This window comes from Glaciihabitans sp. dw_435, assembly GCF_018449675.1.
Taxonomy (GTDB): Bacteria; Actinomycetota; Actinomycetes; order Actinomycetales; family Microbacteriaceae; genus Glaciihabitans.
In genome coordinates this window covers 26251-47452 of sequence record NZ_JAAVUZ010000008.1, presented here as the reverse complement: position 1 = coordinate 47452, position 21202 = coordinate 26251, and the positions used below count along the sequence as shown (strand labels likewise).

The following is a 21202-nucleotide window of genomic DNA, read 5'->3' as shown; positions in this document are numbered from 1 at the left end:
CGTCACGGAACCGGAACGGGCACGACGCCGTAGCGCGCAAGCCGCGAAGCTCCGCCGTCCGGCGCGGTGAGGACCCAGATCCCGCCGGAATGTACAGCGGTCGAGTGCTCCCAGTGCGCGGCGTCGGATCCATCGTCGGTGACGATGGTCCAGTCATCCGCCAGCACATGCGTTTCTATCGTCCCGCTTGTCACCATGGGCTCGATCGCGAGAACGAGTCCCGGCTTGACGCGCGCACCGTGGCCGCGAACCCGGTAGTTGAACACCGGAGGCTCCTCGTGCATCGAACGGCCGATGCCGTGGCCGGTGAAATCTTCGATGATTCCGTAGGGACTGCCCGCGGCAGCTCCGGAATCGATGGTGTCTTCGACCGCAGCGCCGATGTCGTTGACGAACTTCACGGTGGCGAGACTTGCAATGCCCGCCCAGAGGGATTCCTCCGTGACATCCGACAATCTCTGACGCTGTTCGACGAGTTCGGAGCGCGACGGGTCGGGAACCACGACGGTGAAGGCTGCGTCGCCGTTCCAGCCCTGGAACTCCGCACCGCAATCGACCGAGACGATGTCGCCGGGCTCGATCACGCGATCGTTCGGAACGCCATGCACGACGGCGTCATTGATCGATACGCAGAGCGTGTGGTGATACCCGGGCTCGAGCGTGAAGTTAGGGATGCCTCCGGCCCCGCGAATCACGGATTCGGCGATCGAGTCCAGCTCCAACGTCGTGATGCCCGGGCGAATCGCATCGCGGACGGCCAGAAGCGCATCGGAGGTGATCCGGCCGGGAACTACGAGTGCGCGCAGTTCATCAGGAGACTTGTAAATCCCTGACGCCACTAGCCCGCTGCCGAGTCGGGCTCGGGAACGCTGATGCCACGGGCGGCGAGTGCATCCGCAATGCGGGCCGTCACTTCTTCGACCGTGCCGATCGCGTCGACCTTCACCAGCACCCCACGGGAGCTGTAAATGTCGATGAGCGGTTCCGTCTGCTCGGCATAGACCTCGAGGCGGTGACGCACCACGGCTTCGGTGTCGTCAGAGCGGCCCTGCTCGGTCGCGCGCTTGCTGAGGCGAGCAATCACGACCTCGGGGTCGGCAACCAGTTCGATGACGAGATCGAGAGCTTCGTCACGGCTTGCAAGGAATTCGTCGAGCTCACGAACCTGGTCTACGGTGCGCGGGTACCCGTCGAGCAGGAATCCCGCGACCGAGTCATCCTCGACCAGACGCGCTCGAACTAGCTCGTTGGTCAGGCTGTCGGGAACGTTGTCGCCGGCGTCCATGAACGCCTTCGCCAGCCTGCCGAGTTCGGTTTCGTTCTTGACGTTGCTGCGAAAGATATCGCCCGTGGAAATCGCGGGGATCGAGAGCATCTGCGACAGAAGCACGGCTTGCGTGCCCTTGCCGGCGCCGGGGGGACCGATCAGGAGGAACCGGCTCAACGCAGAAGTCCCTCGTAGTGCCGTTGCTGCAGCTGCGAGTCGATCTGCTTGACCGTCTCCAGTCCGACACCGACGATGATCAGGATGCTCGCGCCACCGAACGGGAAGTTCGAGTTGGCGCCAACGAGACCGAGAGCGATCAGCGGGATAAGCGCGATCAGGCCGAGGTACAGCGATCCGGGAAGCGTCACGCGCGTCAGCACGTAGTCGAGGTACTCCGCCGTCGGGCGACCCGCACGGATGCCGGGGATGAACCCTCCGTACTTCTTCATGTTGTCGGCGACTTCCTCCGGATTGAAGGTGATCGCGACGTAGAAGTAGGTGAATCCGACGATGAGAACGAAGTAGAACAGCATGTACAGCGGGTTGTCACCGGACACGAGGTTGTTCGTGATCCAGGTGACCCACGCGGCGGGCGCCTGCGTACCGGTCGGCTGGTTGAACTGCGCGATGAGGGCGGGCAGGTACAGAAGGGATGACGCGAAGATGACGGGCACAACGCCGGCCATGTTCACCTTGATCGGGATGTAGGTGTTGTTGCCACCATACGTTCGCCGGCCGACCATACGTTTGGCGTACTGCACGGGAATGCGTCTCTGCGATTGCTCGACAAAGACGACGGCACCCATGATGACGATGCCCACCGCCAGGACCAGGATGAGGGTCTCGATGCCCTTGGACTGCTCGATGGCAAAGAGCGAACCGGGGAACTGCGCGGCGATCGACGTGAAGATCAGCAGCGACATTCCGTTGCCGATGCCGCGCTCGGTGACGAGCTCGCCCATCCACATGATCAGGCCGGTACCGGCGGTCATGGTGATGACCATCAGCATGATCGCGTACCAGGAGTCATCGGTGATGAGAGCGGTACATGCCGGAACGCCGGTGTTTGTACCGAACAGTGCGCCGCTGCGGGCCACCGTGATGAGAGTTGTTGACTGCAGCACGCCCAGCGCGATGGTGAGATAACGCGTGTACTGCGTCAGCTTTGCCTGGCCGGACTGTCCCTCCTTGTAGAGGGTGTCGAAGTGTGGGATGACCACGCGCAGCAGCTGCACGATGATCGAGGCCGTGATGTACGGCATGATGCCCAACGCGAAGATGGACAGCTTCAGCAGTGCTCCACCGCTGAAGAGGTTGACCAGCTCGTAGAGGCCCGAGGCGCTCTGGTTATTCGCGAGGCAATCCTGGACGTTACCAAAATCGACGAACGGCGCCGGGACGAACGACCCGAGGCGGAACAACGCGATTATGCCGAGCGTGAACCCGATCTTTCGACGAAGATCAGGCGTGCGAAAAATTCGCGCGACAGCTCTAAACACAAGGCCTCCTGCTTTCTAGATTAACTTCGCTCGAGTGGGGCCCGCTAGGACCCCACCCGACCGTAAGTTTGTGCCGCCGTGGCGGCAACGCGGGGCAATCACCCCGCGTCCGCGGCAAGCTTATGCTTTCCGCGTCATAACGCTATCGCGCCTTGTTACTTTACCGAGCCACCAGCGGCGACGATCTTCTGCTCAGCGGAGCCGGAGACCTTATCAACCGTGACGTTCAGCTTTACCGCGATGTCACCGGAGCCAAGAACCTTGACCTTCTCGTTGTCACGCACGGCACCCTTGGCGACGAGGTCACTGATCGTGACATCTCCACCGTTGGGGTACAGCTCAGCGAGCTTCTCGAGGTTGACGACCTGGTACTCGACGCGGAACGGGTTCTTGAACCCACGCAGCTTCGGAGCTCGCATGACGAAACCGATGTTTCCGGCCTCGAAGCCGGGACGCACGGAGTAACGAGCCTTCGTACCCTTGGTTCCACGGCCAGCCGTCTTACCCTTGGAGCCTTCACCGCGTCCGACGCGGGTGCGGGCCTTCTTGGCACCAGGTGCCGGGCGAAGGTGGTGGACCTTGAGAACCTGGGCGCGTGCGACGTCGGCCGACGGAGCGGCCTTCTTCGCAGCGGCGGCCGAAGTCGTCGTGCTTGCCTTGGCAGCGGCCGGAGCCTTGTCTGCCTTGGGGGCAGCTGCCGCCTTGGCTGCAGGAGCCTTGGTAGCAGCGGCCTTTGCGGGCGCCTTGGCAGCAGCAGCCTTGGCCGGAGCCTTAGCGGCCGGAGCCTTGGCAGCAGCAGCCTTTGCGGGCGCTGCCTTCTTGGGAGCTTCCTTTTCGTCAGCCATTAGTCAATCTCCTCGACCTTTACCAGGTGAGCGACAGTCTTCACGTAGCCGCGGTTCTGCGCGTTGTCCTCGCGGACAACGACATCGCTGATGCGGTGAAGTCCGAGGCTGCGCAGCGTGTCGCGCTGGTTCTGCTTCTCACTAATTTTTGACTTGATCTGTGTAATTTTCAGGCGCGCGGCCATCAGACACCTGCCTTTGCGGTCGCGGCAGCGCCGCGAGCCTCTGCATCGGCACGGACCAGGCGGAGCGGCGCGACATCTTCGAGCTCGAGGCCGCGACGTGCGGCAACCGCGCGAGGCTCCTCAAGCTGCTTGAGCGCAGCGACCGTGGCGTGCACGATGTTGATCGTGTTCGACGAACCGAGCGACTTGCTCAGAACGTCGTGGATGCCAGCACACTCGAGTACGGCGCGGACAGGACCACCGGCGATAACACCGGTACCTGCAGCGGCCGGACGAAGCAGCACGACGCCAGCAGCGGCCTCACCCTGGACGGGGTGAGGGATCGTTGCAGCTACGCGAGGAACGCGGAAGAAGTTCTTCTTCGCTTCCTCGACACCCTTCGAGATGGCCGTGGGAACTTCGCGGGCCTTGCCGTAACCGACACCGACGAGTCCGTTTCCATCGCCGACGACGACGAGAGCGGTGAAGCTAAAGCGACGACCACCCTTGACGACCTTCGACACGCGGTTGATGGTGACAACGCGCTCCAGGAACTGGCTCTTCTCGGTGTCGCGGGATCCGCGCTCACGGTTGGGGTTGCGCTCACGTCCGCCACGGCGAGCCTCACGAGGCTCGTTGGTGACGTCGGTAGCAGGCGCGTCGACGACTGCGGCCGTAGCAACGGCCTCAGCGGTGACGGCCACGGGTGCCTCAGCAGCCACGTTCTGCTCCTTGTTAGTTGCGTCGCTCACAGGTTCAATCCACCCTCTCGAGCTCCCTCGGCGATTGCAGCTACGCGACCCGCGTACTTGCTACCACCACGGTCAAATACAACGGCTTCGACGCCGGCAGCCAGTGCGCGCTCGGCGACGAGTTCGCCAACCTTGCGTGACTTGGCGGTCTTGTCGCCATCGAAGGTGCGCATGTCAGCCTCAAGCGTTGATGCGGATGCGAGGGTGAAACCCTTGCTGTCATCAACGACCTGAACGAAGACGTGGCGGGCCGAGCGGGTGACGACGAGACGCGGACGCGCCTCGGTGCCAACAACCTTCTTGCGAAGGCGAGTGTGCCTGCGACCCTTTGCGGCCGACTTGCTCTTGCCTCTAGTTCCGAGACCCATGATTACTTACCACTCTTTCCGGCCTTGCGGCGGACTACCTCGCCTGCGTAACGCACGCCCTTGCCCTTATAGGGCTCCGGCTTGCGCAACTTACGAATGTTGGCCGCGACCTCGCCGACGGCTTGCTTGTCGATACCGCTGACGGTCAACTTGTTGTTGCCCTCGACGGTAAAGCTGATGCCAGCCGGCGGCGTGACCGTGATCGAGTGGGAGAAGCCGAGTGCGAACTCGACCGACTCACCCTTTGCGGCGACGCGGTAACCGGTACCGACGACCTCAAGGCCCTTTTTGTAGCCCTCGGTGACGCCGACGATCTGGTTTGCGATCAGCGTGCGGGTCAAGCCGTGCAGCGAACGCGATTCGCGCTCGTCGTCGGGACGAGTGACCAGCAGCTGGCCGTCCTCGTTCTTGACCTCGATGGGGCTGGCGACGACGAGCGAAAGCTCGCCCTTCGGGCCCTTGACGGTGATGAGCGAGCCATCAACCGTGACATCGACTCCAGCGGGAATCGAGATGGGAAGGCGTCCGATACGTGACATGACGGATTACCACACGTAGGCGAGGACTTCCCCACCTACGCCCTTCTTGCTCGCCTGGCGGTCCGTGAGCAGACCGGAGGAAGTGGACAGGATGGCGACACCGAGGCCACCGAAGACCTTGGGGATCTCCGTGGACTTTGCGTATACGCGGAGACCAGGCTTCGAAACGCGCTTGATGCCCACGATGGAGCGCTCACGGTTCGGGCCGTACTTGAGGTCGATCGTCAGCGTCTGTCCGACGCGGGCGTCCTCGATCTTCCAGGCCGAGATGAAACCCTCGGACTTGAGGATCTCGGCGATGTGGGTCTTGAGCTTGCTGCTCGGAAGCGACACAGTTTCGTGGTACGCCGAGTTAGCGTTGCGCAGTCTGGTCAGCAGGTCTGCGACCGGATCTGTCATTGTCATTGCGGATGTTTCCTTTTCTCGTCTGGTTTCGACATCCGGTACACGGAGGCCGACCTAGCCGATAGGTGGAGCAGGGTTAGGAAGGTGTGTTCGTGGCGTTACGGAACGGGAAGCCGAGCGCCTTGAGCAGCGCGCGTCCCTCGTCGTCGTTCTTCGCCGTGGTGACGACAGTGATGTCGAAACCGCGAACACGGTCAATGCGGTCCTGGTCGATCTCGTGGAACATGGACTGCTCCGTGAGACCGAAGGTGTAGTTGCCGCGGCCATCGAACTGCTTGTCCGACAGGCCACGGAAGTCGCGGATACGGGGAAGCGCGAGCGAGAGCAGACGGTCGAGGAACTCCCACGCGCGGTCGCCACGAAGCGTGACGTGTGCACCAATGGGCTGGCCCTCGCGCAGCTTGAACTGAGCGATCGACTTGCGAGCGTTCGTGACAAGCGGCTTCTGGCCGGTGATGGCCGTGAGGTCCTTGACGGCGCCGTCGATGATCTTGCCATCGCGGGCTGCCTCACCGACACCCGTGTTGACAACGATCTTCACGAGTCCGGGCACCTGGTGCACGTTCGTGAAACCGAAGTCAGCCTTGAGCTGAGCTGAGATCTCGTCCTGGTACTTCTGCTTGAGGCGCGGCAGGGTCTTGCCTGCCGGCGCAGCAGTCGTCGTGTCAGTCATTACAGGTCCTTACCTGACTTCTTGGCGTAACGGATACGAACGGTCTTCTTGACGCCGTCCTTCTCCACTACCTCCTCGCGGAAACCGACGCGGGTCGGCTTCTTGGTTTCGGGGTCGAGCAGCGCGACGTTGGACACGTGGATCGGTGCCTCGTGCTGCTCAATGCCGCCGGTCTTGGTACCGCGGTCGCTCTGGCCGACGCGAACGTGCTTGGTGACAAAGTTGACACCCTCCACGATCACGCGGTTGCGCTCACTGAGTACCTCGATGACGCGACCCTGCTTGCCGCGGTCTCCGCCGCGAGCCTGGGTTGCGCCGGTGATGACCTGAACCAGGTCACCCTTCTTGATGTTCGCCATGATTAAATGACCTCCGGTGCCAGCGAGATGATCTTCATGAACTTCTTATCGCGAAGCTCACGACCAACCGGCCCAAAGATGCGGGTACCGCGAGGGTCTCCGTCAGCCTTGAGGATCACTGCGGCGTTTTCGTCGAACTTGATGTACGAGCCATCCGCGCGACGGGTCTCCTTCTTGGTGCGAACGATGACTGCCTTGACGACGTCACCCTTCTTGACGTTTCCGCCAGGGATCGCATCTTTCACGGTGGCGACGATGACGTCACCAAGACCCGCGTAACGACGGCCTGAGCCACCGAGAACGCGAATGGTAAGAATCTCCTTGGCGCCGGTGTTATCGGCGATCTTGAGTCGGGATTCCTGCTGAATCATTTTTTATCTCCTGCGTCAAGCAAGCGCGAGGCTTACTTGGCCTTCTCGAGGACCTCGACGAGGCGCCAGCGCTTCGTAGCGGACAGGGGGCGGGTCTCGCTGATAACAACGAGGTCGCCGATGCCGGCCGAGTTGGCCTCATCGTGGACCTTGACCTTGGAGGTACGGCGGATGACCTTGCCGTACAACGGGTGCTTTACGCGGTCTTCGACCTCAACGACGATGGTCTTCTCCATCTTGTCGCTGGTGACGTAGCCGCGACGCGTCTTGCGGTAACCGCGAGCTGTAGCGTCCTTGACGTCGTGTGACACTGACGTGTCCTTGACCTCAGCCATTACTTGGCCTCCTCGGCAGTTTCAGTGGGCTCGGTCTCAGCAACAGCTGCGGCGTCCGCCTTCTTGGTCTTCTTTGCCTTGACGGGAGCCGCTACCTCTACAGCTGCGGGCGTGGCACGAATGCCCAGCTCGCGCTCACGGATAACCGTGTAGATACGGGCGATGTCGCGCTTGACAGCGCGCAGTCGTCCGTGGCTCTCGAGCTGGCCGGTTGCCGACTGGAAGCGCAGGTTGAACAGCTCTTCCTTGGCCTTCTTCAGCTCGTCGACGAGTCGCTCGTCTTCGAAAGTGTCGAGCTCAGTTGGTGCGAGCTCCTTGGATCCGATCGCCATTATGCGTCGCCCTCCTCGCGCTTGATGATGCGTGCCTTCAAGGGCAGCTTGTGAATGGCACGAGTCATGGCCTCGCGTGCAACGGTCTCGCTGACGCCGGCGAGCTCGAAGAGCACGCGACCTGGCTTGACGTTGGCGATCCACCACTCGGGCGAACCCTTACCGGAACCCATGCGGGTTTCGGCAGGCTTCTTGGTGAGCGGGCGGTCGGGGTAGATGTTGATCCACACCTTTCCACCACGCTTGATGTGACGTGTCATGGCAATACGAGCAGCCTCAATCTGGCGGTTCGTAACGTAGGCGGGCGTCATGGCCTGGATACCGTACTCGCCGAACGAGACCTTGGTACCACCGGTTGCATGGCCGCTACGGCCGGGGTGGTGCTGCTTGCGGTGCTTAACTCTGCGGGGAATCAACATGGTTACGCCTCAACTCCTGCTGCGACGGGCGCAGCGTCAGCACGCGGGGCGCGACGGGCACGGTCGCCGTCGCGGTTATCGCGGCCACCACCGTCACGACGCTCGGGGCGCGTTGACTTCTGGTTGGCCTGCTCGCGAGCAAGTTCCTTGTTCGTGATGTCGCCCTTGTAGATCCAGACCTTCACGCCGATACGGCCGAAGGTGGTCTTGGCCTCGTAGAAGCCATAGTCGATGTTCGCGCGCAGGGTGTGCAGCGGAACGCGACCCTCACGGTAGAACTCGGAGCGGCTCATTTCTGCGCCACCCAGACGACCGGAGACCTGGATACGTACACCCTTGACGGTGGGGGTGCGCTGTGCACCCTGCATGCCCTTGCGCATTGCACGACGGAACGCGACGCGAGCGCTGAGCTGCTCCGCAATTCCCTGTGCAACGAGCTGTGCCTCGGCCTCGGGGTTCTTGACCTCGAGGATGTTCAGCTGGATCTGCTTGCCCGACAGCTTCTCGAGGTCGGAGCGAATACGCTCGGCCTCGGCGCCACGGCGACCGATCACAATGCCCGGACGGGCGGTATGAATGTCGACGCGAACGCGGTCGCGGGTGCGCTCGATCTCGATGCGTGCCACACCGGCACGGTCGAGGCTCGTCTTGAGCAGGTTGCGGATCTTGATGTCCTCGGCGACGTAGTCGCTGTAACGCTGTCCGACCTTCGTGCTGTCAGAGAACCAACGCGACACGTGGTCGGTGGTGATTCCCAGACGGAAACCGTAGGGGTTTACTTTCTGGCCCATTACTTCTTTCCTGCCTTCTTGGTCGCCTTGACCACGTCGGCGTCATCTGGCGTGGCCAGAACGATCGTGATGTGGCTGGTGCGCTTCAGGATCTGGAATGCGCGGCCCTGTGCACGCGGCTGGAACCGCTTCAGGGTCGTGCCCTCGTCAACGAAAGCCGACGAAACGAACAGGTCCTGCTCGTCCAGGTAAGTGTTTGCAGCGTCTGCCTTGACTCGCGCATTGGCGATAGCGGACGCAACCAGCTTGTACACCGGCTCGCTCGCACCCTGGGGGGCGAACTTCAAGATTGCCAGTGCTTCCATTGCCTGCTTGCCGCGGATCAGGTTAACGACGCGACGAGCCTTGGTGGCGGTGACGCGGATGTGCTTCACGCGAGCGATCGACTCAACCATTTCTCTCCTCCTTACGCCACCGCGTTAGCGGCGGCGACCCTTCTTGTCGTCCTTCTCATGGCCGCGGAAGGTGCGGGTGGGCGAGAACTCGCCGAGCTTGTGGCCCACCATGGATTCGGTGATGAACACCGGGATGTGCTTGCGGCCGTCGTGCACCGCAATGGTGTGACCGAGCATGATCGGGATGATCATGGAGCGGCGTGACCAGGTCTTGATTACGTTCTTGCTTGAGGCCTCATTGGCGACAACTACCTTGCGAAGCAGGTGCTCATCGACGAAGGGGCCCTTCTTAAGACTGCGTGGCATCTTCTACAACTCCTACTTGCGCTTCTTGCCGACGTTGCGTCGGCGAACAATGAGCTTGTCGCTTTCAAGCTTGCGCTTGCGCGTGCGGCCTTCCTTCTGGCCCCAGGGGCTGACCGGGTGACGTCCACCGGAGGTCTTGCCCTCACCACCACCGTGGGGGTGGTCAACCGGGTTCATCGCGACACCACGGACGGTCGGGCGAACGCCCTTCCAGCGCATGCGGCCGGCCTTTCCCCAGTTGATGTTCGACTGCTCGGCGTTGCCGACCTCGCCGATCGTCGCGCGGCAGCGAGCGTCAACGTTGCGGATTTCACCCGACGGCAGACGAAGCTGCGCGTAGGGGCCGTCCTTGGCAACGAGACGAACGGATGCACCGGCTGAACGAGCCATCTTGGCTCCCCCGCCCGGCTTCAGCTCGATCGCGTGGATAACGGTTCCGACCGGGATGTTCTTCAGCGGAAGGTTGTTACCCGGCTTGATGTCAGCGGAAGGACCCGACTCGATGATGTCGCCCTGGCTGAGCTTGTTCGGAGCGATGATGTAGCGCTTCGTGCCATCCAGGAAGTGCAGCAGCGCGATGCGCGCCGTGCGGTTCGGGTCGTACTCAATCTCAGCGACGCGGGCGTTGATGCCGTCCTTGTCGTTGCGCTTGAAGTCGATCACGCGGTACTGGCGCTTGTGGCCACCACCGATGTGACGCGTCGTGATGCGACCGGCGTTGTTACGACCACCGGTCTTGGGCAGTGGACGAAGCAGCGACTTCTCGGGGGTCGAACGGGTGATCTCGGCAAAATCTGCAACCGAGGATCCGCGACGACCGGGGGTCGTGGGCTTGTACTTACGAATAGCCATGATTTATCCCTTATGTTCCTTAGCCGACAGCTGTGAAGATGTCGATGGAACCGGACTTGAGGGTGACGATCGCACGCTTGGTGTTCTTGCGCTTTCCGATACCGAACTTGGTACGGGTCGCCTTGCCGGTGCGGTTGAGGGTGTTGACCGAGTCGACCTTCACATTGAAGATCTTCTCGACGGCCAGCTTGATCTCCGTCTTGTTGGCACGGGGGTCAACAACGAAGGTGTACTTTCCGTCATCGATCAGGCTGTAGCTCTTCTCGGAGACGACGGGCGCGATGATGATGTCGCGCGGGTCCTTCTGCGTGGCGGTCATGCGCTGACCTCTTCCTTCTTGGACTTCGAAGCGACGAACGCCTCGAATGCGGCCTTGGTGAAGATGATGTCGTCGCTGACCAGAACGTCATAGGCGTTGAGCTGGTCCGGCGGCAGTACGTGCACGGTCGAGATGTTGCGGACGCTGCGACGCGAAAGCTCGTCGTCACGCTCCAGAACGATCAGGACGTGCTTGCTGGTCGCGATCTTCGAGAGCAGCTCGATAACCGACTTCGTCGACGGGTTCTCGCCGAGGGCGAGGGACTCGATGACGTGAAGGCGGTCACCGCGGGCGCGGTCAGAGAGCGATCCGAGCAGAGCTGCGGCGATCATCTTCTTGGGGGTGCGCTGCGAGTAGTTACGCGGCGTCGGTCCGTGGACAATTCCACCACCGGTCATCTGGGGGGCGCGGATCGAGCCCTGACGAGCGCGACCGGTTCCCTTCTGCTTGAACGGCTTGCGGCCGGCACCGGAAACTTCGGCGCGGGTCTTGGTCTTGTGCGTTCCCTGGCGTGCGGCAGCGAGCTGCGCGACAACGACCTGGTGAATCAGCGGAACGTTGGTCTGAACGTCGAAGAGCTCGGCGGGAAGCTCAACGCTTCCAGCCTTCTTGCCCTGGACGTCGAGGACATCAAGTGAGGTAGCCATTGAACTACGCTCCCTTCACTGCGTTGCGAACGAAAACGATACGGCCGCGAGCACCGGGGACGGCGCCCTTGACGAGCAGCAGACCCTTCTCGAGGTCGACCGAGTGAACCTTGAGGTTCAGGACGGTAACGCGGTCGCCACCCATACGACCGGCCATGCGCATGCCCTTGAAGACACGGCTGGGGGTCGAGGAAGCACCGATCGAGCCGGGCTTGCGGTGGTTACGGTGCGAACCGTGAGAGGAAGAAACACCCTTGAAGTTGTGACGCTTCATAACACCGGCGAATCCCTTGCCCTTGCTGGTGCCGACGACGTCGACGAACTGGCCGGCGGCGAAGGTGTCAACCGTCAGCTCCTGGCCAAGTGCGTAGTCAGCGGCATCCGCGGTGCGGACCTCGGTGATGTGACGGCGAGGAGTGACGCCAGCCTTGTCGAAGTGACCGGCAGCAGGCTTGTTCACCTTGCGGGGGTCAATCTGGCCGTAAGCGATCTGAACGGCCGTGTAGCCGTCAACCTCGGGCGTGCGGAGCTGGGTCACGACGTTGGGCGTGATCTCAACAACGGTGACGGGAACGAGCTTGTTGTTCTCGTCCCACACCTGGGTCATACCGAGCTTCTTGCCCAGCAGGCCCTTGACTGTCTTTGTGTTAGTCATGGTTTCCTCCTTGGCCTAGAGCTTGATCTCGATGTTGACGTCAGCCGGGAGGTCGAGACGCATGAGCGAGTCGACGGCCTTGGGCGTCGGGTCAATGATGTCGATGAGACGCTTGTGCGTGCGCTTTTCAAAGTGCTCGCGGCTGTCCTTGTACTTGTGGGGAGAACGGATCACTGCGATCACGTTCTTCTCGGTCGGCAGCGGCACGGGGCCAACTACGGTTGCACCCGCACGGGTGACGGTGTCGACGATCTTGCGCGCCGAGCTGTCGATGACCTCGTGGTCGTACGACTTAAGTCGAATGCGGATCTTTTGTCCCGCCATGTCTGACTCTCTCTCTTTAGAACATCGTGGCCTGCGCGATACCTGGTGGCACCGGCAACTATTGGATGTTTTGGTTTGCTCAGCACTACTGCTGTCGCACCACTGTTTTTCTGTCAAGTACTGGTACTGCTCCCACCCCGCGCGCAGGAGCGTCATCTGCCTTTACGGCACAGAACTCACCTGAACGTTGCTCGGGAGGTAATTCGTGTTCTTCCACCCGCGGCCTAGATCAACGGTGTCGCCGTTTCTGAAGAAACGAACCCGGTCTATGCACTGCCTGGTGGTGATTCGCGCGCAATGCGGCGAAATGTTGAACTAGACGAGTTTGCCACACTCCCGGCATTGCTGCAACCCGGGCGTGTCGGATTTGCTAGACCCGCGCGGCACGCCCGCTGGCCACGAGCGTAACGGTGCCCACGGCGTAGATTCCGATGGCCACAAACAGCGCCGCGGCGCCACTCCAGAGGTGGATGGCGCCCGCCCCAATCGCGGCTCCGACACCCATCGCGACGACCGCCAGAACCCGCTGAATCCAGGCCTGTCCCTTGCCGCCGCCCAGCCTGCTGTCACGGGACAGATTGGCGAGAGTGTTCGTGACGACCACCGTGGACAGATCGCTGTTGCCGATGGGTTTCACTGCCCCCACCTGGGCACCCATCACCGCGGCAAGCAGGAAGGTGATGGTGAGCAGAACGGGGTGAGGGAGGTCGCCGACGACGGTCCACACCACGGCGAGCACGATCGCGAGCGCTCCGCCGGCGACGAGCAGCCAGGCGGACGCCCGCGGGAAGCCCTTCGCGCCGCCACGCGGCACGATGCGGCCGCTGAGAATGGACCCGATCACGAAGCCGAGCAGCGCGATCGCGTTGTTGAGGAAGGGAATACCGGCCACTCCCATGAGCGCGAATCCCAGGAAGAGCACGTTGCCGGTCATGTTGCCGGTGAACACCTTGTCGAGCGACAGGTAACTGACGGCGTCGATGGCTCCGGTGGATGCGGTCAGCAGCAGCAGTCCGGTGGTAAATCCACGGTGCACGGGTACGTCCTTCTCATCGAGCCAGCTGGGAATGCCCGACGGCACCAGCTGAAATCGTATCGCGCGGCCCGCCTGCGCTCGCAATGAGCTCTGCGCCCGCGGCTACTCGAACAGCATCGCGCGCAGCTCGCTCTCGGCCGACGCAAGCCGGGCCGGGTCGATCGTGCGCCCGTGGGTGTAGTGGTCCACCACCCGTGGGTCGACATAACTGGAGCGCGCGATCGCCGGCGTGTTACCCAGCACCTCCGCGGCATCCCGCATCGCCTGCGCAACGGCCTTCTGCCGCGCCGTTGTGCTCTTCTCGGGCCCACGCACGGCCAGGCTCCGCGCGGCGGCGAGCGTTCCGTGGAGGGTGCGGAAGTCCTTCGCCGTGAACTCCCCTCCCGTACGTTCCCGCACGTACTCGTTGATGCCGACGGCGTCGAGTGGATGCCACGTGCCGCCGTCTTTGTACGAGAGAAGTCGTGCCGTGGGTCCGCGCCGCTTCAACCCGCGGATCACGCTGGCGAGGTCGGGATCGGTGATGTCGCTGTCCCAGGCGTGGCCGCTCTTGGCCGGGAACCGCAGCTGCACGGTGTCTCCCGACACGGTGGCGTGCGCGCACAGGAGCGTCGTGAGGCCGAAGCTGCCGTTGGCCTCCGCGTAACGCTCGGAGCCCACACGGAGGCTGCCCGTGTCCAGCATGCGGAAACCTGCCGCGAGGGCACGTTGCCGTGTCGGTTCGGGAGACCGGAGGTCCATGGTGACCTGGCGGCGCGCGGTCGGCAGGGATTCGGCGAGGGACAGCGCCCTGTCGAATTTAATGCGGTCCTTCTGCTCGCGCCAGGTCGGGTGGTAGATGTATTGACGCCGCCCCGCGGCATCCATCCCTGTCGCCTGGATGTGGCCGTTCGCGTACGGGGAGATCCATACGTCGGTCCACGCCGGCGGGATGCCGATCGCCGCGATGCGGTCGCGCAGCTCGGGATCGGAGATCGCGTGGCCCGTCACGTCCTTGTAGGAGAAACCGCGTCCTGCGCGGACGCGGCGCAGGCCCGCGGCGGATGAATCACTTCGGCGGAGGCGTGGCATAGGGACTATGAAAACACCTGCGCCCGGGTCATCCCACATCCGTCGACAAGGGTTGCCAAGAGGCGTCTCGGTGCGTATGGGGCCGCTCCGGGACCGATGCGGGCTCGGTTGATGCGGTGCGCTGGTTAACGCAGAACAGGGCCGGTCCCGAAGGACCGACCCTGTTGTGGTGTTACAGAATTACGAGAGTTACTTCAGAACCTTGGTCACCGTGCCGGCGCCGACGGTGCGGCCACCCTCACGGATCGCGTAGCCGAGGCCCTCTTCCATGGCGATGGGCTGAATCAGCTCAACGGTCATGCCGGTGGTGTCGCCGGGCATTACCATCTCGGTGCCCTCGGGCAGCGTGATGACGCCGGTGACGTCCGTGGTGCGGAAGTAGAACTGCGGGCGGTAGTTCGCGTAGAACGGGTTGTGACGGCCGCCCTCTTCCTTGGAAAGGATGTACGCGGTTCCCTCGAAGTTCGTGTGAGGCGTAACGGAGCCCGGCTTGACAACAACCTGGCCACGCTCAACGTCTTCACGCTTCGTGCCACGAAGCAGCAGACCACAGTTCTCGCCGGCCCATGCCTCGTCGAGCTGCTTGTGGAACATCTCGATACCCGTGACGATGGTCTTCTGCGTCGGGCGGATGCCGACGATCTCGACCTCGGAGTTGATCGCGAGGGTTCCACGCTCGGCGCGGCCCGTGACGACGGTTCCACGACCGGTGATCGTGAAGACGTCCTCGATCGGCATCAGGAACGGCTTGTCCTTGTCGCGCACCGGGTCCGGCACGGACGAGTCAACGGCGTCCATGAGCTCAAGAATGCTCTTGGTCCACTCGGGGTCACCCTCGAGGGCCTTGAGGCCGGAGACGCGAACGACGGGAGCGTTGTCGCCGTCGAAGCCCTGGCTGGAGAGCAGCTCGCGAACCTCGAGCTCAACGAGCTCAAGGATCTCTTCGTCGTCAACCATGTCGGACTTGTTCAGCGCGACGAGCAGGTACGGCACGCCGACCTGCTTGGCGAGCAGAACGTGCTCACGGGTCTGAGCCATCGGGCCGTCAGTTGCGGCGACAACGAGAATCGCGCCGTCCATCTGAGCAGCACCGGTGATCATGTTCTTGATGTAGTCAGCGTGGCCGGGGGCGTCTACGTGTGCGTAGTGGCGCTTCTCGGTCTCGTACTCAACATGCGAGATGTTGATCGTGATGCCGCGCTGGCGCTCTTCGGGAGCGGAGTCGATCGACGCGAAGTCGCGCTGAACGTTGGTAGCGGACGGGAACGTGTCGGCAAGAACCTTGGAGATCGCTGCGGTGAGCGTGGTCTTTCCGTGGTCAACGTGACCGATCGTTCCGATGTTTACGTGCGGCTTAGTCCGCTCGAACTTGGCCTTGGCCACTGTGGGTCCTCCTCAGGACTCTGGTGTGTTGCGTCCGGCCGCAGGTGTGCCGGCCGGACGCTTCACGAAATTGGTGTGTTGTTATGTTACTCGGGCTCGGTGAGCCTTCGTGGTCAGGGCGCTATTCGCCCTTGTTCTTCTGGATGATCTCGTCGGCAACAGCCTTCGGGACCTCAGCGTACGACTCGAAGGTCATCGAGTACACGGCGCGACCGGAGGTCTTGGACCTCAGGTCACCCACGTAACCGAACATCTCCGACAGGGGCACGTTGGCGCGAATGACCTTGACGCCGGTCGCATCCTCCATGCTCTGGATCTGACCGCGACGCGAGTTCAGGTCACCGATGACGTCGCCCATGTATTCCTCAGGGGTACGTACCTCGACGGCCATCAGCGGCTCGAGCAGAACGGGGTTCGCCTTGCGCGCGGCTTCCTTGAAAGCCATCGAGCCGGCAATCTTGAACGCCATCTCCGAGGAGTCGACGTCGTGAGCGGCACCATCAAGCAGTGCTGCCTTGATGCCGACCATCGGGTAACCGGCGAGGACACCAACGTGCAGGGCGTCCTGGATTCCAGCGTCAACCGAAGGAATGTACTCGCGGGGAACGCGACCACCGGTGACCTTGTTTTCGAACTCGTAGGTCTTCTCCGCGGTCACCTCCATGGGCTCGAGCGAGATCTGCACCTTTGCGAACTGGCCGGAACCACCGGTCTGCTTCTTGTGGGTGAAATCGTGCTTCTCGACGGTGCGACGAATCGTCTCGCGGTACGCAACCTGCGGCTTACCGACGTTCGCCTCAACGCCGAACTCGCGCTTCATGCGGTCCACCAGGATGTCGAGGTGAAGCTCGCCCATTCCCTTGATGGTGGTCTGGCCGGTGTCCTGGTTGTGCTCGGTGCGGAAGGTCGGGTCTTCTTCAGCAAGCTTCTGAATAGCGAGGCCCAGCTTTTCCTGGTCCTGCTTGGTCTTCGGCTCGATGGCGACCTCGATCACGGGCTCCGGGAACGTCATCGACTCGAGAACAACCTGGTTCTGCGGGTCGGACAGCGTGTCGCCGGTGGTCGTGTCCTTGAGGCCGATGACCGCGTAGATGTGACCGGCGCTCATTGCAGCGACCGGGTTCTCCTTGTTCGCGTGCATCTGGAAGATCTTTCCGATGCGCTCCTTCTTGCCCTTGGTCGCGTTGATGACCTGAGCACCGGAGTCGACCTGGCCCGAGTAAACGCGGACGTAGGTCAGACGACCGAAGAAGGGGTGAACGGCGACCTTGAATGCGAGAGCCGCGAACGGCTCGGTTGCATCCGGGTGACGCTCGATGACCTTTTCCTCGTCGCGCACGTCGCGGCCCTCGGTTGCGGGGACGTCGAGCGGACTCGGCAGGTAGTCGATGACGGCGTCAAGCATCGGCTGAACGCCGCGGTTCTTGAACGCGGAGCCACAGAGCACCGGGTAGATCTGGCTGGAAACCGTGAGCTTACGGATGGCGGCCTTGATCTCGGCAACCGAGAAGTCGACATCGCCTTCCATGAAGCGCTCGAGCAGCGTGTCATCGGTCTCAGCGATTACCTCGATGAGGACTGCACGGTACTCGTTTGCCTTCTCGACGAGGTCCGCGGGGATCTCTTCGATCTCGTACTTGGCTCCGAGCTCAACGTCACCCTTGGAGTCACCACGCCAGGTCAGCGCGCGCATCTCGACCAGGTCGACAACACCCTCGAAGGAGTTCTCGTAACCGATCGGGAGCTGGATGACCAGCGGCTTGGCGCCGAGGCGCTTCACGATGGTGTCTACGGTGAAGTAGAAGTCCGCGCCGAGCTTGTCCATCTTGTTGACGAAGCAGATGCGGGGAACGTCGTACTTGTCGGCCTGGCGCCAGACGGTCTCGGACTGGGGCTCAACGCCCTCCTTGCCGTCGAACACTGCGACTGCACCGTCGAGGACGCGGAGCGAACGCTCCACCTCGACCGTGAAGTCAACGTGACCGGGGGTGTCGATGATGTTGATCTGGTGGTTGTTCCAGAAACAGGTCGTTGCAGCAGACGTGATCGTGATGCCGCGCTCCTGCTCCTGCGCCATCCAGTCCATGGTGGCTGCGCCATCGTGAACTTCACCGATCTTGTGAGTGATACCCGTGTAGAACAGGATGCGCTCAGTCGTCGTGGTCTTGCCAGCATCGATGTGAGCCATGATGCCGATGTTGCGGACCTTGTTCAGGTCGGTGAGCACGTCTTGTGCCACGGAAATCCTCCGAAAGTGTTGAAGAAAATGGTGATGATGGGGTGACGCACGGCAGTGGCTATGCGCCACCCCAACAACGAAGGACGCTAGTTACCAGCGGTAGTGCGCGAAGGCCTTGTTCGACTCGGCCATCTTGTGAGTGTCCTCGCGACGCTTGACTGCAGCGCCAAGACCGTTCGATGCGTCGAGGATCTCGTTGGTGAGACGCTCGGTCATCGTCTTTTCGCGGCGACCCTTGGCGTAGCTGGTCAACCAACGCAGGGCGAGGGTGTTTGCCCGGTGAGGCTTGACCTCGACCGGGACCTGGTACGTGGAGCCACCAACGCGGCGGGACTTGACCTCAAGCGTCGGGCGCACGTTGTCGAGCGCCTTCTTCAGGGTGACAACAGCGTCCGCGCCGTTCTTGGCGGAGACACCCGCGAGGGCGCCGTAGACGATGCGCTCGGCAAGGCCCTTCTTGCCATCAAGAAGGATCTTGTTTACGAGCTGGCTGACAATGGGTGCTCCGTAGACCGGGTCCGCGATAACGGGACGCTTCGGTGCTGGGCCTTTACGTGGCATTACTTCTTGTCCATTTTCGCTCCGTAGCGGCTGCGAGCCTGCTTACGATTTTTGACTGCCTGGGTGTCGAGCGCGCCGCGCACGATCTTGTAACGGACACCGGGGAGGTCCTTTACACGTCCACCACGGACGAGCACCATCGAGTGCTCCTGAAGGTTGTGACCTTCGCCGGGGATGTACGCGGTGACCTCGGTGCCGTTGGAAAGCTTGACGCGAGCAACCTTGCGAAGAGCCGAGTTCGGCTTCTTCGGGGTGGTCGTGTAAACACGGGTGCACACACCGCGCTGCTGCGGGTTGCCCTTGAGGGCAGGCGCCTTGGTCTTGACGACCTTCGGCGAGCGGCCCTTACGGACCAACTGCTGGATGGTAGGCACTACATAACTCCTTGAATTTACTGCACGGTGACAGCTGCTACTTGTTGCTTAGCATTCGCGGGGACCCATTAATCTGGGAACCGCGAGTTCACTTGGACCAGCCGCGAAGCAGTGACGATCGATGCGTTCTCGTGAGAGTTACACCGGCGCTATTGCACCTGGTTGGTATGCCGTGGGGGCTGCTCGGAAAGAACAAACCCAGCTCGTGTTTGGCAGGCGTGGAGCTTGGCGTGATTCATACGGCACGACACAAGCGCACGACAAAGCGCACACCCGGAAAATACTACTCTCTGTCGGGACCCCGGTCAACACTGTGACCGCCCGCTACGCCGCCCGGTGGCACCTGCGGAGTCATCGCCCAGAAGCCGACCACGGCCGCAGTGGCTAGCACCGCCGCGCCGATCAGGAACGGGCTTCCGGCATACCGGGCCGCAAACAGCAGAACCCAGACTCCTTCGCCGCGGGAGGTCGCATACCCGAGCGATCCGACGAGCAACAGAACGATGTAAGCGGATGCCCCGGCCGCGAGTGCCGCACGAAAGGGTGACGCCCTGCGGTGCATCCGCACCAGCACTACAAACGTCGACATGCACGCCGCCGCGACCATCGTCGGCCCGAGAAGGGGACCGGCGTCGCGCTCGCGAATGACGTCTTCGTCGAGGATGAGGCTGACGAACCCGAACAGGGCGACGACCAGCGCGAGGTAGGTGACCGTCGTGAGGACGGCCAGGAAGACCCTGCCGTTAGGCGACGGGGGCTGCGGTGTCCGCGCGTCCATCGGCTCTCGCCACCGAGCTCTCGCGGTCGAAGGTAGCGCGCGCCTCGGCGTTCTGGTCCTTGATGCGGCGGCCACGTGCGCTGATGATGAGTCCCGCCCACAGCGTGACCTCACGGGCGAGCAGGGCGGAAGCGATCACGACAGGGTTGATGAGCGCCTGGGCGAACTCGGCCTGCGCGTGCGCGGGAGTGGCGGCCACGATGTTGGCGAGCAACAGGAGCACGCCAATGGTGACGAAGTACACGAACAGTCCCACGACGAGGCTTCCGACGAGGTACGCCCACCGGTTTGCCCGGTTCAGCAGCAACACGAGTAGAACGAACGCGACCACGAAGGCGATGATCGGAACAATGAACGCACGTACGGTGAGGAAGCTGAAGGCCACCGTGCCGTAGGTGAGGTAGAAGATCCCCACGATGAGGAGAGCGAACAGCACCGTGTAGATGAGGGTCGACAGCAACGCGACTCCGACGCCGAATCCGCGGTTGCTCTTCTTGGCCGGAGCGGTCGGCGCCTCGACGTACACCACGCGCGAGGCCGGCGACGGGGTGGGGTGCTCTGCAGGCTGCCACGTGGCCGTGGGCGCCGGTGCCGGGGATCCGGGCTCGTCCAGCTCGGCGGCGGGAGTGGTCACGATGTACTGCGACCGGGTATCGACGGCCGACGGGTTGTCGGTCGCGGCGATGGGCTCGGCCGGGGTCGCGCGCGCCGACGTGACAATCGGGGTCTCGGCGGTGGCGGTGGACACCGGCGGTTCGTCCGTTGGTTCCACGATCGTGGGTTCGCTGCTGTGCGCCGCGGTCGCCCGGGCGGTGTCCAGAACGTTGTCGCTGCCCGAGTCGCTGTGATCCGCGTCGACGTGCGGAGCGCTGTTGCGGCCCGCACCCGTGATCGGGTCGACCACGACCGGCTGCTGCACCGTCGGCTCCACGAGGGGCTCGACGGCAACCGGCTCGACGAAGATGGGTGCATCGCGATCGGTGACGCCCTCGTCATCGGTGCGGCGGTTAATGGACTCGTCGCTGGTCGATCCCGTACGGATCGGCTCTGCGGGATTGTTGTCGCTCACTGTGCAACTCCTCACGGCCCCTGCGGGTCCGGCTCAGTATGGGGAAACTCTAGCAATCGGGCGCGAAGAGATTG

At 62.7% G+C, this 21202-nt stretch carries 31 protein-coding genes; all 31 read right to left on the bottom strand.

Annotated elements, in window-relative coordinates; translation table 11 throughout:
* Nucleotides 1-2: 2 nt before the first annotated feature.
* The 31 genes from map to HB677_RS11590 all read right to left on the bottom strand — a co-directional run bounded on the left by map (nt 3) and on the right by HB677_RS11590 (nt 21128).
* Entirely contained in the window at nt 3-839 is an 837-nt protein-coding gene (gene map, locus HB677_RS11740) for a type I methionyl aminopeptidase (protein ID WP_213815901.1), read from the bottom strand.
* Complete coding sequence (locus HB677_RS11735; protein WP_213815900.1) at nt 839-1444, bottom strand: adenylate kinase; 606 nt, start codon at nt 1442-1444, stop codon at nt 839-841. Before HB677_RS11735 ends, map begins: the two co-directional genes overlap by 1 nt.
* Nucleotides 1441-2766: a preprotein translocase subunit SecY gene (gene secY, locus HB677_RS11730; RefSeq protein ID WP_213815899.1), complete on the bottom strand. Its 1326-nt coding sequence runs from the start codon at nt 2764-2766 to the stop codon at nt 1441-1443. The genes HB677_RS11735 and secY overlap by 4 nt, the downstream gene beginning before the upstream one ends.
* A gap of 155 nt (nt 2767-2921) precedes the next feature.
* Entirely contained in the window at nt 2922-3611 is a 690-nt protein-coding gene (gene rplO / locus HB677_RS11725; protein ID WP_213815898.1) for a 50S ribosomal protein L15, read from the bottom strand.
* A complete protein-coding gene (gene rpmD, locus HB677_RS11720; RefSeq protein WP_213815897.1) occupies nt 3611-3796 on the bottom strand; it encodes a 50S ribosomal protein L30 in 186 nt (61 codons plus the stop codon). Before rpmD ends, rplO begins: the two co-directional genes overlap by 1 nt.
* On the bottom strand, nt 3796-4527 hold the full coding sequence (gene rpsE, locus HB677_RS11715) for a 30S ribosomal protein S5 (RefSeq protein WP_307852579.1): 732 nt from the start codon (nt 4525-4527) through the stop codon (nt 3796-3798). Before rpsE ends, rpmD begins: the two co-directional genes overlap by 1 nt.
* Nucleotides 4524-4895 carry a 50S ribosomal protein L18 gene (rplR, locus tag HB677_RS11710; protein ID WP_213815896.1) on the bottom strand — a complete coding sequence of 124 codons (372 nt, stop codon included), beginning with the start codon at nt 4893-4895 and terminating at the stop codon, nt 4524-4526. Before rplR ends, rpsE begins: the two co-directional genes overlap by 4 nt.
* A 2-nt stretch (nt 4896-4897) precedes the next feature.
* Nucleotides 4898-5434 carry a 50S ribosomal protein L6 gene (gene rplF / locus HB677_RS11705; RefSeq protein ID WP_213815895.1) on the bottom strand — a complete coding sequence of 179 codons (537 nt, stop codon included), beginning with the start codon at nt 5432-5434 and terminating at the stop codon, nt 4898-4900.
* Nucleotides 5435-5440: 6 nt separating this feature from the next.
* Nucleotides 5441-5839: a 30S ribosomal protein S8 gene (gene rpsH, locus HB677_RS11700; RefSeq protein WP_213815894.1), complete on the bottom strand. Its 399-nt coding sequence runs from the start codon at nt 5837-5839 to the stop codon at nt 5441-5443.
* A 76-nt stretch (nt 5840-5915) separates the two neighbouring features.
* Nucleotides 5916-6512, bottom strand: a complete 597-nt coding sequence (gene rplE, locus HB677_RS11695) for a 50S ribosomal protein L5 (RefSeq protein WP_213815893.1) — start codon at nt 6510-6512, stop codon at nt 5916-5918.
* A complete protein-coding gene (rplX, locus tag HB677_RS11690; RefSeq protein ID WP_213815892.1) occupies nt 6512-6871 on the bottom strand; it encodes a 50S ribosomal protein L24 in 360 nt (119 codons plus the stop codon). Before rplX ends, rplE begins: the two co-directional genes overlap by 1 nt.
* Nucleotides 6872-6873: 2 nt before the next feature.
* Nucleotides 6874-7242 carry a 50S ribosomal protein L14 gene (rplN, locus tag HB677_RS11685; RefSeq protein WP_106213246.1) on the bottom strand — a complete coding sequence of 123 codons (369 nt, stop codon included), beginning with the start codon at nt 7240-7242 and terminating at the stop codon, nt 6874-6876.
* Between the two features lie 32 nt (nt 7243-7274).
* The gene (gene rpsQ, locus HB677_RS11680; protein ID WP_213815891.1) at nt 7275-7577 is read right to left on the bottom strand and encodes a 30S ribosomal protein S17; all 303 of its coding nucleotides are present in this window, start codon (nt 7575-7577) and stop codon (nt 7275-7277) included.
* On the bottom strand, nt 7577-7909 hold the full coding sequence (gene rpmC, locus HB677_RS18675) for a 50S ribosomal protein L29 (RefSeq protein WP_213815890.1): 333 nt from the start codon (nt 7907-7909) through the stop codon (nt 7577-7579). The genes rpsQ and rpmC overlap by 1 nt, the downstream gene beginning before the upstream one ends.
* Nucleotides 7909-8328 (bottom strand): 50S ribosomal protein L16, encoded by a 420-nt coding sequence (rplP, locus tag HB677_RS11670; protein WP_213815889.1) that lies wholly within the window; start codon nt 8326-8328, stop codon nt 7909-7911. Before rplP ends, rpmC begins: the two co-directional genes overlap by 1 nt.
* Nucleotides 8329-8330: 2 nt before the next feature.
* The gene (rpsC, locus tag HB677_RS11665; protein WP_213815888.1) at nt 8331-9119 is read right to left on the bottom strand and encodes a 30S ribosomal protein S3; all 789 of its coding nucleotides are present in this window, start codon (nt 9117-9119) and stop codon (nt 8331-8333) included.
* Nucleotides 9119-9514, bottom strand: a complete 396-nt coding sequence (gene rplV / locus HB677_RS11660; RefSeq protein WP_213815887.1) for a 50S ribosomal protein L22 — start codon at nt 9512-9514, stop codon at nt 9119-9121. The genes rpsC and rplV overlap by 1 nt, the downstream gene beginning before the upstream one ends.
* Nucleotides 9515-9538: 24 nt before the next feature.
* Complete coding sequence (rpsS, locus tag HB677_RS11655; RefSeq protein WP_213815886.1) at nt 9539-9820, bottom strand: 30S ribosomal protein S19; 282 nt, start codon at nt 9818-9820, stop codon at nt 9539-9541.
* Between the two features lie 12 nt (nt 9821-9832).
* On the bottom strand, nt 9833-10672 hold the full coding sequence (gene rplB / locus HB677_RS11650) for a 50S ribosomal protein L2 (RefSeq protein WP_213815885.1): 840 nt from the start codon (nt 10670-10672) through the stop codon (nt 9833-9835).
* Nucleotides 10673-10691: 19 nt separating this feature from the next.
* Nucleotides 10692-10991: a 50S ribosomal protein L23 gene (gene rplW / locus HB677_RS11645; protein WP_213815884.1), complete on the bottom strand. Its 300-nt coding sequence runs from the start codon at nt 10989-10991 to the stop codon at nt 10692-10694.
* Nucleotides 10988-11638 (bottom strand): 50S ribosomal protein L4, encoded by a 651-nt coding sequence (gene rplD, locus HB677_RS11640; protein ID WP_213815883.1) that lies wholly within the window; start codon nt 11636-11638, stop codon nt 10988-10990. Before rplD ends, rplW begins: the two co-directional genes overlap by 4 nt.
* A 4-nt stretch (nt 11639-11642) precedes the next feature.
* A complete protein-coding gene (gene rplC / locus HB677_RS11635) occupies nt 11643-12293 on the bottom strand; it encodes a 50S ribosomal protein L3 (protein ID WP_213815882.1) in 651 nt (216 codons plus the stop codon).
* 15 nt (nt 12294-12308) lie between these two features.
* Nucleotides 12309-12617: a 30S ribosomal protein S10 gene (gene rpsJ / locus HB677_RS11630; protein ID WP_009773132.1), complete on the bottom strand. Its 309-nt coding sequence runs from the start codon at nt 12615-12617 to the stop codon at nt 12309-12311.
* A 370-nt stretch (nt 12618-12987) separates the two neighbouring features.
* Nucleotides 12988-13698 (bottom strand): YoaK family protein, encoded by a 711-nt coding sequence (locus tag HB677_RS11625; protein ID WP_213815881.1) that lies wholly within the window; start codon nt 13696-13698, stop codon nt 12988-12990.
* A 57-nt stretch (nt 13699-13755) separates the two neighbouring features.
* Nucleotides 13756-14724 (bottom strand): DNA topoisomerase IB, encoded by a 969-nt coding sequence (locus HB677_RS11620; RefSeq protein ID WP_213815880.1) that lies wholly within the window; start codon nt 14722-14724, stop codon nt 13756-13758.
* A 189-nt stretch (nt 14725-14913) separates the two neighbouring features.
* Nucleotides 14914-16107, bottom strand: a complete 1194-nt coding sequence (gene tuf / locus HB677_RS11615) for an elongation factor Tu (protein ID WP_213815879.1) — start codon at nt 16105-16107, stop codon at nt 14914-14916.
* Nucleotides 16108-16228: 121 nt separating this feature from the next.
* Complete coding sequence (gene fusA, locus HB677_RS11610) at nt 16229-18346, bottom strand: elongation factor G (protein WP_307852578.1); 2118 nt, start codon at nt 18344-18346, stop codon at nt 16229-16231.
* 90 nt (nt 18347-18436) lie between these two features.
* Nucleotides 18437-18907 (bottom strand): 30S ribosomal protein S7, encoded by a 471-nt coding sequence (rpsG, locus tag HB677_RS11605; RefSeq protein WP_213815878.1) that lies wholly within the window; start codon nt 18905-18907, stop codon nt 18437-18439.
* Entirely contained in the window at nt 18907-19281 is a 375-nt protein-coding gene (gene rpsL / locus HB677_RS11600; protein WP_213815877.1) for a 30S ribosomal protein S12, read from the bottom strand. Before rpsL ends, rpsG begins: the two co-directional genes overlap by 1 nt.
* A gap of 283 nt (nt 19282-19564) precedes the next feature.
* The gene (locus HB677_RS11595; protein ID WP_213815876.1) at nt 19565-20059 is read right to left on the bottom strand and encodes a DUF6121 family protein; all 495 of its coding nucleotides are present in this window, start codon (nt 20057-20059) and stop codon (nt 19565-19567) included.
* Nucleotides 20025-21128 (bottom strand): hypothetical protein, encoded by a 1104-nt coding sequence (locus HB677_RS11590; RefSeq protein WP_213815875.1) that lies wholly within the window; start codon nt 21126-21128, stop codon nt 20025-20027. The genes HB677_RS11595 and HB677_RS11590 overlap by 35 nt, the downstream gene beginning before the upstream one ends.
* Between the last annotated feature and the right edge of the window lie 74 nt (nt 21129-21202).

What these genes read in the sequence shown, in the direction of transcription:
- rplO (WP_213815898.1), bottom strand. Translation starts at nt 3,611, where the DNA reads ATGGCTGACGAAAAGGAAGCTCCCAAGAAGGCAGCGCCCGCAAAGGCT.
- rpmD (WP_213815897.1), bottom strand. Translation starts at nt 3,796, where the DNA reads ATGGCCGCGCGCCTGAAAATTACACAGATCAAGTCAAAAATTAGTGAG.
- rplR (WP_213815896.1), bottom strand. Translation starts at nt 4,895, where the DNA reads ATGGGTCTCGGAACTAGAGGCAAGAGCAAGTCGGCCGCAAAGGGTCGC.
- rplF (WP_213815895.1), bottom strand. Translation starts at nt 5,434, where the DNA reads ATGTCACGTATCGGACGCCTTCCCATCTCGATTCCCGCTGGAGTCGAT.
- rpsH (WP_213815894.1), bottom strand. Translation starts at nt 5,839, where the DNA reads ATGACAATGACAGATCCGGTCGCAGACCTGCTGACCAGACTGCGCAAC.
- rplE (WP_213815893.1), bottom strand. Translation starts at nt 6,512, where the DNA reads ATGACTGACACGACGACTGCTGCGCCGGCAGGCAAGACCCTGCCGCGC.
- rplX (WP_213815892.1), bottom strand. Translation starts at nt 6,871, where the DNA reads ATGGCGAACATCAAGAAGGGTGACCTGGTTCAGGTCATCACCGGCGCA.
- rplN (WP_106213246.1), bottom strand. Translation starts at nt 7,242, where the DNA reads ATGATTCAGCAGGAATCCCGACTCAAGATCGCCGATAACACCGGCGCC.
- rpsQ (WP_213815891.1), bottom strand. Translation starts at nt 7,577, where the DNA reads ATGGCTGAGGTCAAGGACACGTCAGTGTCACACGACGTCAAGGACGCT.
- rpmC (WP_213815890.1), bottom strand. Translation starts at nt 7,909, where the DNA reads ATGGCGATCGGATCCAAGGAGCTCGCACCAACTGAGCTCGACACTTTC.
- rplP (WP_213815889.1), bottom strand. Translation starts at nt 8,328, where the DNA reads ATGTTGATTCCCCGCAGAGTTAAGCACCGCAAGCAGCACCACCCCGGC.
- rpsC (WP_213815888.1), bottom strand. Translation starts at nt 9,119, where the DNA reads ATGGGCCAGAAAGTAAACCCCTACGGTTTCCGTCTGGGAATCACCACC.
- rplV (WP_213815887.1), bottom strand. Translation starts at nt 9,514, where the DNA reads ATGGTTGAGTCGATCGCTCGCGTGAAGCACATCCGCGTCACCGCCACC.
- rpsS (WP_213815886.1), bottom strand. Translation starts at nt 9,820, where the DNA reads ATGCCACGCAGTCTTAAGAAGGGCCCCTTCGTCGATGAGCACCTGCTT.
- rplB (WP_213815885.1), bottom strand. Translation starts at nt 10,672, where the DNA reads ATGGCTATTCGTAAGTACAAGCCCACGACCCCCGGTCGTCGCGGATCC.
- rplW (WP_213815884.1), bottom strand. Translation starts at nt 10,991, where the DNA reads ATGACCGCCACGCAGAAGGACCCGCGCGACATCATCATCGCGCCCGTC.
- rplD (WP_213815883.1), bottom strand. Translation starts at nt 11,638, where the DNA reads ATGGCTACCTCACTTGATGTCCTCGACGTCCAGGGCAAGAAGGCTGGA.
- rplC (WP_213815882.1), bottom strand. Translation starts at nt 12,293, where the DNA reads ATGACTAACACAAAGACAGTCAAGGGCCTGCTGGGCAAGAAGCTCGGT.
- rpsJ (WP_009773132.1), bottom strand. Translation starts at nt 12,617, where the DNA reads ATGGCGGGACAAAAGATCCGCATTCGACTTAAGTCGTACGACCACGAG.
- HB677_RS11620 (WP_213815880.1), bottom strand. Translation starts at nt 14,724, where the DNA reads ATGCCACGCCTCCGCCGAAGTGATTCATCCGCCGCGGGCCTGCGCCGC.
- rpsG (WP_213815878.1), bottom strand. Translation starts at nt 18,907, where the DNA reads ATGCCACGTAAAGGCCCAGCACCGAAGCGTCCCGTTATCGCGGACCCG.
- HB677_RS11595 (WP_213815876.1), bottom strand. Translation starts at nt 20,059, where the DNA reads ATGGACGCGCGGACACCGCAGCCCCCGTCGCCTAACGGCAGGGTCTTC.